This window comes from Cellulomonas iranensis NBRC 101100 = JCM 18110 (assembly GCF_001552375.1).
GTDB classification, from domain to species: Bacteria; Actinomycetota; Actinomycetes; order Actinomycetales; family Cellulomonadaceae; genus Cellulomonas; species Cellulomonas iranensis.
On the sequence record NZ_BCRB01000109.1, the window covers coordinates 1 to 9,876 of the forward strand.

Consider the following 9,876-nt stretch of genomic DNA (forward strand, 5'->3'; position numbering starts at 1 on the left):
CCACCCACCCACCCACCACCCACTCACCCGCCGAACGCGGACTTGTGCCGGCTCTGGGCGGCCATCACCGGCACAGGTCCGCACTCGGCACCGGAAGCACCGTGGCTCCGACGGCTCACCAACCACCACGCCCTCACCCGACCACCCACCACCCACTCACCCGTCGGACGCGGGCTTGTGCCGGTTCTGGGCGGCTATCACCGGCACAAGTCCGCACTCGACGGGTGAGGCGGGTGGTGGGGTGGCGGGTGGCCGACAGCGGGGGTCAGGTGCGGGACGGCACCGGCGCCGCGACGCGCGGACGCAGCCACCGCCACGCGGCCAGGCCCGCGACGAGCCCCCAGAACGCCGAGCCGACCCCCGCGATCGTGACCGAGCTGGCCGCGAGCAGGAACGTCACCAGCGCGGGCACCCGCCGCTCGGCGTCCGCCGCCGCGACCGCGAGCGCCGAGCCCAGCGCGGGCAGCAGCGCGAGCCCCGCGACGGCCTCGACGAGCCCGGCCGGGGCGGCGGCGACGAGCGCCGTGAGCGTCGGCGCGAGGGCCGCGAGCACCAGGTAGCACACGCCGGCCGTGCGCGACGCGACCCACCGCCGCGCGGGGTCGGGGTGCGCGTCGGGCGAGGCGGGCAGCGCCGCGGTGATGGCCGCCAGGTTGACGGCGTGCCCGCCGGCCGCGGCACCGGCGACGGTCCCGGCACCCGTGACCAGCAGCGACGCGCGCCACGGCACGGCGTACCCCGCGGACGCGACGACGGCCGCACCGGGCACGTTCTGCGAGGCCATCGTCACGAGGTAGAGGGGCACCGCGATCCCGACGAGCGCGCCCGGCGTGAAAGCGGGCGCCGTGAGCTCGACGAGCGGTGCCACGAGCGCGGGCGGGTGGCCGGCGCGCGTCGTGACGACGACGGCCACGACGAGCGCGGCGGCGAACGCCGCGGGCGCCGCCCAGCGGGGCGCGAGGCGCAGCAGCACGAGCCACAGCAGCACGACGGGCGCCACCAGCAGGGGCGCTGCGACGAGCCCTCGCACGGGTGCGAGGCACAACGCGAGCAGGACGCCCGCGAGCATGGCCTGCGCGAGCGGTGCGGGGACGGCGGCGACGAGCCGCCCGAGCGGCCGCCACAGCGCCGTGAGCACCACGAGCCCGCCGCACACGACGAACGCGCCGACCGCGGCGGGCCACCCGCCGGCCACGCTGCCGGTCGCGACGAGCAGCGCGGCGCCGGGCGTGGACCAGGCGGCGGTCAGCGGTGTGCGGTACCGCTGCGACAGCACGACGGTCGCGAGGCCCTGCACGGCGCACAGCGCGACGAGCCCCGACGTGGCCTGGCGCGGGTCGGCGCCGACGGCGCGCAGCCCGGCGAGGACGACGGCGAACGAGCTCGTGAACCCGACGAGGGCGGTGACGAGCCCGACGAGGTGCGGCTGCAGGCGTTCCACGAACAGAACGGTAGCCGAGGTGTTCCGTCGACGGAACACTCCCCTATCCTCGTCGCGTGCCCGCCGACGCGTCCCCCGCCCCGACCACGCCGGCCGACGCCCTGCCCGCACTCATCGGCGAGCGGCTGCGCCGTGCGCGCACCGAGCGCGGGCTGTCGCTCGGTGCGCTCGCCGCGGCCGCCGGCGTCGGCAAGGGCTCGCTCTCCGAGATCGAGCACGGCGCGCGCAACCCCACGCTCGGCACGCTCTACGCGCTGTCGGGCGCGCTCGGGCTGCCGCTGTCGTGGCTGCTGGCCGAGCGGGTCGGCGCGCAGGTCGCGTCCCCCGGCATCACCGCCCGGCTGCTCGACGCGCACGCCGACGACGCCGGCACGGTCGAGGTCTACGCGCTGCGGCTCGAGCCCGGGCGGGAGCACACGTCGGCCGCGCACGGGCCGGGCGTCGTCGAGCACCTCGTGGTGACCCGCGGCCGCGCGCGCGTCGGGGCGGCGGGTGCGCAGGTCACGCTCGCCACGGGCGACGCGACCACCTGGACGAGCGACACCGACCACACCTACGAGGCCCTCGACGCCCCCGCCGACGCGGTCCTGGTGGTCCGCACCCCCGCATGACGCCCGCCCTTACGCCCTTACGCCCACACCCGCACCGAGTGCGCCCGATCGCCGCCGAGTGCACCAGAAGCGACGGGTGCACTCGGCGGCGTGGTGGCGCACTCGGCGGCGGTGGCGTCCCGGGTGGCGGTGCGCGGGCGGGCTCGCGGGTCGCCCGGGGGCGGGTCAGAGCCGGTCGAGGAAGTCCGTCACCGCGTCGAGGTAGACCTGGCGCGGCCCCTCGGCCGAGAGCGTGAGGTCGTGCACGCCGTCCTCGACGACCAGCTCGTGCACGTCGCGACCGAGGCGCGGCCCGAGGGCGGCGATCGTCGCGACGTCGAGCACGGTGTCGGCGGTGTCGAGGCCGGGCCCGTCGACGTCGGCGGCCGAGCGGGCCGCTCGCGCGACGAGCACCGGCACGTCGATCTCGAGCCCGCGGGCGACGCGCAGGTGGCCCGCGCGCACGGCCGCGAGCCACCCGGCGCGCGCGGGCACGCCCCCGGGGGACTTCAGCGACGTGTCGAAGTCCCAGCGCTCCGCGAGGCGAGCGGCGTACCGCGACGGCGCGGCGGCGACGACGCGCAGCGGTGCGCGCCGGGCCAGCGGGCGCAGCGCACCGTCCTGCAGCGGCCGCACCCACGAGCGCTCGAACGACAGGAACGGGCTGTCGAGCACGATCGCGTCGGCCCCGGCGCCGCCGCGGTGCGCGTGCGCCCACAGGGCGGTGACGAGCCCGCCGCACGAGTGCCCGTGCACGACGACGGGCAGCCCGGACCACGTGCGCCGCGCGACCGTGACCGCGCGCGTGAGGTCCGACGCCTGCTCGCGCAGGTCGCCCTGGTAGTGCGGCACGTCGCCCGGACGCCAGGAGCGACCGGCGCGGCGCGCGTCGAGCCCCAGCGCGGCCCAGCCGGCGGCCGCGAGCGCGTCGACCACGTGCGTCTGGAAGACGTAGTCGTTGTAGCCGTGCAGCAGCACGACGACGCCGCGCGGGCGCGCGGGCGGCTCGACGGGACGCACGAGCGTCAGCACGGGGTCCGGACCACCGGCGGCGACCTGCCGCGCGAGCGGGCCGACGGCGGGTGCCACCCACCCGGGCAGCGTCCACGCCTCGTAGCCGGGCAGCAGCCGGTCGGGCACCCACGCCTCGGCGTCGGGGCCGGGCAGCACGCTCACGCGCCGGGCTCCGTGACGTCGCGGCGGCCGTCGACCCCCAGACCGCGCGGGAACCGCACGGGCACGAACAGCACGAGCCCGACCAGCAGCACCGCGACGATGCCGAGCACGCCCCAGTACTGCTCCTTCCCGCCGCCCAGGGCGATCGCGAGCGCGAACGCCGCGGGCGCGAGGAACGTCGCGGCGCGACCCGTGGTGGCGTAGAGGCCGAACAGCTCGGTCTCGCGGCCCGGCTCGGCGAGGCGCGCGAGCAGCCCGCGGGACGCCGACTGCGCGGGCCCGACGCACGCGGACAGCACGAGCCCCGCGACCCAGAACGCGTTCTTGCCGGCGTCGTGCAGGAAGAACACGGCCGACCCGGACAGCACGAGCACGACGAGCGCGACGGTGACGAGGCGCCGCGGCCCGTACCGGTCGTCGAGCCAGCCCGACGCGATGGTCGAGGCGCCGGCGACGACGTTCGCGGCGATCGCGAACACGATGACGTCCCCCGGCGAGAAGCCGAACGTGCCGGCGGCGAGCACGCCGCCGAACGTGAAGACGCCCGTCAGGCCGTCGCGGAACACCGCGGACGCGACGAGGAACCGCAGCGTCGAGCGGCGCTCGCGCCACAGCTGCGCGACGTGCGCGCCGACCGCGCGGTACGCCCCCGCGACGCCGACGCGCGCAGGCGGTGCGCCGGGGCGGCGGTGGTCGGGCACGAACAGCAGCACCGGCACCGCGAAGACGAGGAACCACGCGCCCGCGACGAGCATCGAGACCCGCACGTCGAGCCCGCCCTCGGACGTCACGCCGAACCACCCGACGTCGGGCTGGATGAAGCCCACGTACAGCACGAGCAGCAGCACGATCCCGCCGACGTACCCGGCACCCCACCCGATGCCGCTGATGCGGCCGATGGTCCGCGGCCCGCTGATCTGCAGCAGCAGCGCGTTGTACGCGACCGACGCGATCTCGAACGCGATGGTCCCGACGGCGAGCAGCACGATGCCCAGCAGCACGGCCTGCGTCATGCCGCCCTCGACCGGCTCGACGAACCACAGCGCGAGCACCGACAGCCCGACGATCCCGGACGTCACCGCGAGCAGCGGGCGTCGCCGCCCGCCCGCGTCGGCGAGCGTGCCCAGCGCGGGCGCGGTGAGCGCGACGAGCAGGCCCGCGGCGGCCAGGCCCCAACCGAGCCACTGGCTGTGCAGGGCCTTGGTCGCAGCCTCGTCGGCACCCGGCTCGACGAACGCCCCGCTCGTGAGGAAGACGGTGAAGACGAACGTCGTGACGACCGCGTTGAACGCGGCCGACCCCCAGTCCCAGGACGCCCACGCGGCGACCTGCCCGCGGGCGGGAGCAGGGACGGGGTCGACGACGTCGTCGACGGTGGCCTCGGTGCCGGGGTGACCCATGCGCGCAGCGTAGGCCGTCGCCCCGACCGCCGGGAGACGCCCGGGTGAACGGCGCGCCGGAACCGGGCGGGCGCCCTGACCGACCGTGCGGCCCTCGGCTCGGCGTCAGCGGGCCTCGCGCACCGCGGGCGTCAGCGCGCCTCGCGCACCCCGGACGTCAGCGCGCCTCGCGCACCCCGGACGTCAGCGCGCCTCGCGCACCCCGTGCCCGACCGCCGCGAACGCGGCCACGGCGAGACGCCGCGCGACCGGCGAGCGCCACGTCTGGTCGAGGAACCCGTGCGGCATGCCGTTGGCGGTGAGCACCGACAGCGGCGCACCGGCGGCCCGTGCGCGCTCGGCGAACGCCTCCTCGCCGTCGCGGAACGCGTCGAGCTCGGCGATGAGCAGCAGCGTCGGCGGCAGGTCGGCGAGCACCTCGGGCGCCGCGAGCACCGGCGAGACCAGCGGGTCGGTGCGCACGGCGTCGTCGGGCAGGTACGACCGCTCGAACAGCAGCCCGATCTGGTTGTCCGCGGCGGCGCGCAGCTCGACGTGGTCGACGTCGGGGTACGCCGCGAGCGCGAACGCCGGGCGCGGGCACTCACCGCGCGTCGCGAGCTGGCACAGCGCGAGCGACACCGACGCACCCGCCGAGTCCCCGGCGACCGCGAACGGACCCGTGACGCCGACCGCCGCGCCGTCGGGGCCGGTGAGCCACCGCACGGCGTCCTGCGCGTCCTCGATCGCCGCGGGGTACGGGTGCTCGGGCGCACGCCGGTAGTGGAGGCTCACGACCGGGAGCCCCGCGGTCCGCGCGAGCTCGGCCGCCGTGTGCTCGGACGTGTCGAGGTCGCCCAGCACGAACCCGCCGCCGTGCACCCACACCACGAACCCGGGCTCGTCGACCCCGGCCTGCGGGTGGTACACCCGCGCCCGGATGGACCCGGCGCGCGTCGGGATCTCGATCTCCTGCCGGTCGACGCCCGGCGCGGGCACGGGGCCGAACTGCCCCGTGTCGGCGCCGCGCATGCGCCGCGCGGTGTCGAGCCGCTCCTGCGGCGTGGCGCTCGGGAAGTCCTCGGGCGGGGCGGACGGGTCGCGACGCGGCGGTGCGTCGACGAAGTCGGGGTCGAGCCTCATGACCCGCCATCGTAGAGGCGCGCCCCCGGGACCACACCGGCCACCCGCGCCGCGGTGTGCGGGCGGCGCCGGGCGTCGGCGTGGCGGAGGGCAAGGGATTCGAACCCTTGAGCACGGGGTCACCGCACCAACGGTTTTCAAGACCGTCGCTTTCGGCCGCTCAGCCAGCCCTCCCGGTGCCGCGCGGACGAGCCGAACGGCGGCGACGATCTTCCCACACCGAGCCGCGACCGAGGCGGGTGTCGGCGCATCAGCCGCACCGTGCGCGACCGCGCGGGTCAGTCGGCGGCGGACGCGCCCTCCCCCGGCACCCGCAGCACGTGCGCCTCGACGTCGCCCGACGCCCGCACGCGCCACCGCTGCGCACCCCGCGGGTACACCCGCAGCGTGGTGCTGCGCGCGGGTTCGAACGCCTCGAGCAGCGAGCCGTCGACCAGCACCTCGGCGGGCCCGCGCGACGCCCACACGCGCACCTCGTCCGTGCCGTCGACCAGCGACACGACGACCGGCCCGGACGCCGCGACCCGGAACGCCGGCTCGTCGGTGCCGAGCACTCCGTCGACCAGGGGCAGCGCGCCGCCCCGCAGCCCCGCCAGCTCGGCGACCGGCCGCGTCACGGCCGTCCCGTCCGGCGTCAGCACCAGCTCGCGCGGGCACGTCAGCACGCCCGCCCAGCCCGCGGCCGCGACCTCGTGCGCGGGCCGCTCGGCGTGCGCGGCACCGCGCCCCTCCCACGACCAGCCCCACACCAGCACGCGCCCGTCGTCGGCCACGTACGCCTGCGGCGCGTACAGGTCCGGCCCCGCGTCCAGGGGCGCCGCGCGCTCGACCACGAAACGCGGCGCCTCCCCCGACACGTCGAGCCGCCCCGTGAATGCCGTCACCCCGAACCGCTCGGGGCCGTGCGCACGCTCGAACCACGAGACCAGCAGCACCCACGCGTCGCCGACGCGCACGAGCTGCGGGCACTCCCACACCTCGCCGGGCTGCTCCGCGCCCGCCTGGTCCCCCGCCTCGTCGGCCGTGAGCAGCGTGCCGAGCGGCCGCCAGTCGTCGAGGTCCGCGACGTCGTAGACGAGCACCGCGCCCCGGCCGTCGACCCCGGCACCCTGCACGCCCAGCCGCCGCCCGTCGACCGTCAGGACGAACGGGTCCCGCACGTCCACCACACCCGGCGCGTCCGGGTGCGGCGCCGCGAGCCGGTCCGGCTGCACCCACGTGCCGTCGGGCCCACGCCGCGCCACCGCGACGCCCGCGCTCGGCTCACGGTCGCGCACCGCGCTGTACAGCAGCGCGACGTCGCCGTCGTCGTGCACCGCGACGCCGCTCCACGCCCCGCCCGCGTCGATCGTGCCGGGGCGCGGCGCCAGCGCGGTCGGCTCGTGGTCCCAGCGCAGCAGGTCCGGCGAGCTCGCGTGCCCCCAGTGGATGTCCCCCCACACCGGCGCGTGCGGGTTCCACTGGTACATCACGTGCCAGCGGCCGTCCCACCGGCCGACGCCGTTGGGGTCGTTGAGCCAGCCGTGCGGCGCGCGCACGTGCCAGCGCGGGGCGTGGCGGTCGAGGTCGGCGGTCACGGCACCATCCTCACCCGCCGTCGCGGGGCCCGACGACGGCACGCGGTCCCGGGCCGCGGCACGCCGACGACCGATGCTCAGCGCCACCACCCGGTCGGCCGGCCCGGCGTCACCACCGCGAGCCCGACCGCATCGGCTGCGCGCGCCGTCGGCGCGTCGTACGTCGCGACCGCGCGCACGTCGAGGTGCGCCTGCGCCGCGCCCACGTGGAGCGCCACGAACGGGCCCAGCCCCGCCGGCAGCAGCACGGCGCGCCGCAGCGCCTGGTCCGAGAGCCGCAGCCGCGGCAGCCGCACGAGCGCGTCCAGCACGGCCAGCGCCGCGTCGACGCCCACGAGACCCGCCACGACGCGTGCCTCCAGCACCGACACCGACGACACGACCGCGGTGGCCTCGTGCTCCGCGGACCACGCGGACCACGCGGCCGACTCGGGCGCCTGCGGCACGTAACGGCTCAGCGCCGAGCCGTCGACGTACACCTCGGCCGCCGGGTCACGCGGGCGCAGCACCTCCGCGGCCGGGACGGGACGGGGCGCGGGCACGCCCCCATCCTGGCCCCGGACGCGCGGACGGCCGGCCCCCGTGGGGGTCCGGCCGTCCGTGGGTGACGTGCTCACCGCTGACGCAGGCGCTCCATGGCGAGCTGCACCAGCGCGATGAGGGCCTGCTTGGTCGCGGCGCGCGACCGCGCGTCCGTGTACAGGACCGGGACGTGCGCCGGGATGGCGAGCGCCTCGCGGACGTCGTCGAGCTGGTGCTTGGCGATCCCGTCGAAGCAGTTGACGCCCACGACGAACGGGATGCCGCGCGACTCGAAGTAGTCGACGGCCGGGAAGCACTGGTCGAGCCGGTCGGTGTCGACCAGGACGACCGCACCGATCGCACCGCGCACCAGGTCGTCCCACATGAAGAGGAAGCGGTCCTGGCCCGGGGTGCCGAACAGGTAGAGCCACAGCGAGCCCGGCAGCGCGATGCGACCGAAGTCCATCGCGACCGTCGTGGTCGTCTTGCGGTCGGTCACGCCGCCGGCGTCGTCGACGCCCACGGAGTGCTCGGTCATCGCGGCCTCGGTGTTGAGCGGCTCGATGTCGGAGATCGAGCCGATGAACGTCGTCTTGCCGACGGCGAAGCCGCCCGCGACGACGATCTTGACGACGGTGGGGGCGACGGCGCCCGCAGCCCCGGCCGGAGCGGCGACAGCGGCGTCAGAGGGCGGAAATGCCATTGAGAACACTCTCCAGCACGCTCAGGGACAGGGCGGGGGACTCACCGGTGTTGACCTCGACCGGCTGAGAGGTGTGCACGCGCACGTAGTTGGCGTCGGCGAGGTCGGACACGATGATCCGGACGACACCGAGCGGCAGGTGGAGCAGCGCCGACAGCTCGGCGACCGAGATGTACCCGGCCGACGCGTGCTGGATGATCGCGCGCTTCTCGGGGGTCAGGCCCGTGCTCGCCACGGCGCCCGGCATGACCTCGACCAGAGCCTCGAGAGGCAGGTCGGAGCGGGCCGAGCGCACGCGACCGCCGGTCACGGCGTAGGGCCGGACCGTTCTGGCCTCGTACTCGACGTGTTCGCTCATCCGCGTGCCCTCAGGCCACCGGGGCCCGGGTCGCGCCGTCGACGGGCAGCTGGCCGCGCATCTCGGAGATGAGCTGCGGGGTCAGCGTCGCCTCGGTGCGGGAGACGAGCATCGCCATCTCGTAGCCGATGAGGCCGACGTCGCACGTCGACTCGGCGACGACGGCGAGGACCGAGCCGTTCGACACGCTCATGAGGAAGAGGAACAGGTGGTCCATCTCGATGATGGCCTGCCGCACCTCCCCCGCACGGAGCTGGCGCGACGCGCCACGGGTCAGGCTCGACATGCCCGAGACGATCGCCGCGAGCTGGTCGCCGCTGGTGCGGTCGAGCTGCTCGGACATCGCCATGAGCAGACCGTCGGCCGACACCACGAGCGTGTGGCGAGTGCCGGGCACGGTCCGGACGAAGTTGTCCAGGAGCCAGCCGAAGTTGGCTGCCTCGGTGCTGAGCGCGGTCACACTTCCTCCTTCATGGTGCAGTCTGGGCCGACTGCGGGCGGGGTGTCGCCGGTGACACGCAGGTCACCGGAGATCTGGGGCTGTCGGATCACTGGTGGTCACCGTTCTCTGGTCCGGTGGAGGCACGCCGTCCGCGCGACGTGCCCGACTGGAAGCTCGACAGCCGGGACCGCAGCTGGTCGGCGTCGCGCTGGACGGGGCGCTCCTCCATCGGTGCGGGCGCGGCGGGGACCGCGCTCGGCACACGCTTGATGAGACGCTCCGAACCGCCTGCACCGACCGCGCTGGGCCGGTACGCGGACAGCTGGCTCAGCTCCGAGAGAGCCTGCTCCTGGATGTCCGACCGCAGGGCGAGCATCGCCGCGACCTCGTCGTCGAGCGTGCCCACGCGGGGCGCGGTCGACGGCGGGACGGACGGGTGGGGGACGGTCGCCGTGGGCGCGGCCGGCTGGCGCGCGGCCCACTCCGGGGGCGACCAGGACGGCGCGGTGCGCGCCTCCGGCGGGGTCGCGGCCGCCGCCGGGGCC

General features: G+C 76.5%; 10 protein-coding genes, 1 tRNA gene and 1 pseudogene. 1 reads left to right on the forward strand and 11 read right to left on the reverse strand.

Annotated features, from left to right (window positions below; translation table 11 throughout):
* Nucleotides 1-265: 265 nt before the first annotated feature.
* Complete coding sequence (locus CS2_RS16365) at nucleotides 266-1,441, reverse strand: benzoate/H(+) symporter BenE family transporter (protein ID WP_070320779.1); 1,176 nt, start codon at nucleotides 1,439-1,441, stop codon at nucleotides 266-268.
* A gap of 56 nt (nucleotides 1,442-1,497) precedes the next feature.
* On the opposite strand from CS2_RS16365, the gene CS2_RS16370 reads away from it, so the two are divergent.
* The gene (locus CS2_RS16370; protein WP_174524315.1) at nucleotides 1,498-2,052 is read left to right on the forward strand and encodes a helix-turn-helix domain-containing protein; all 555 of its coding nucleotides are present in this window, start codon (nucleotides 1,498-1,500) and stop codon (nucleotides 2,050-2,052) included.
* A 165-nt stretch (nucleotides 2,053-2,217) separates the two neighbouring features.
* On the opposite strand, the gene CS2_RS16375 is transcribed toward CS2_RS16370, so the two are convergent.
* The 10 genes and pseudogenes from CS2_RS16375 to CS2_RS16420 form a co-directional block, all read right to left on the reverse strand.
* Entirely contained in the window at nucleotides 2,218-3,207 is a 990-nt protein-coding gene (locus tag CS2_RS16375) for an alpha/beta fold hydrolase (protein ID WP_070320780.1), read from the reverse strand.
* Nucleotides 3,204-4,607, reverse strand: a complete 1,404-nt coding sequence (locus tag CS2_RS16380; protein ID WP_070320781.1) for an MFS transporter — start codon at nucleotides 4,605-4,607, stop codon at nucleotides 3,204-3,206. The genes CS2_RS16375 and CS2_RS16380 overlap by 4 nt, the downstream gene beginning before the upstream one ends.
* 183 nt (nucleotides 4,608-4,790) lie before the next feature.
* Nucleotides 4,791-5,729 carry an alpha/beta hydrolase fold domain-containing protein gene (locus CS2_RS16385; RefSeq protein WP_070320782.1) on the reverse strand — a complete coding sequence of 313 codons (939 nt, stop codon included), beginning with the start codon at nucleotides 5,727-5,729 and terminating at the stop codon, nucleotides 4,791-4,793.
* Between the two features lie 81 nt (nucleotides 5,730-5,810).
* Nucleotides 5,811-5,903 (reverse strand) — tRNA-Ser (locus CS2_RS16390).
* Nucleotides 5,904-6,007: 104 nt separating this feature from the next.
* Nucleotides 6,008-7,306 (reverse strand): glycoside hydrolase family 32 protein, encoded by a 1,299-nt coding sequence (locus tag CS2_RS16395; RefSeq protein WP_169798665.1) that lies wholly within the window; start codon nucleotides 7,304-7,306, stop codon nucleotides 6,008-6,010.
* Between the two features lie 77 nt (nucleotides 7,307-7,383).
* Nucleotides 7,384-7,848 (reverse strand): PIN domain-containing protein, encoded by a 465-nt coding sequence (locus CS2_RS18915; RefSeq protein ID WP_070320784.1) that lies wholly within the window; start codon nucleotides 7,846-7,848, stop codon nucleotides 7,384-7,386.
* Nucleotides 7,849-7,919: 71 nt separating this feature from the next.
* Entirely contained in the window at nucleotides 7,920-8,531 is a 612-nt protein-coding gene (locus tag CS2_RS16405; RefSeq protein ID WP_046529364.1) for a GTP-binding protein, read from the reverse strand.
* Complete coding sequence (locus CS2_RS16410; protein ID WP_046529365.1) at nucleotides 8,512-8,889, reverse strand: DUF742 domain-containing protein; 378 nt, start codon at nucleotides 8,887-8,889, stop codon at nucleotides 8,512-8,514. The genes CS2_RS16405 and CS2_RS16410 overlap by 20 nt, the downstream gene beginning before the upstream one ends.
* A 10-nt stretch (nucleotides 8,890-8,899) precedes the next feature.
* A complete protein-coding gene (locus CS2_RS16415; RefSeq protein ID WP_046529366.1) occupies nucleotides 8,900-9,349 on the reverse strand; it encodes a roadblock/LC7 domain-containing protein in 450 nt (149 codons plus the stop codon).
* An 88-nt stretch (nucleotides 9,350-9,437) separates the two neighbouring features.
* A pseudogene (locus tag CS2_RS16420) lies at nucleotides 9,438-9,876 on the reverse strand (hypothetical protein); the annotation flags it as partial.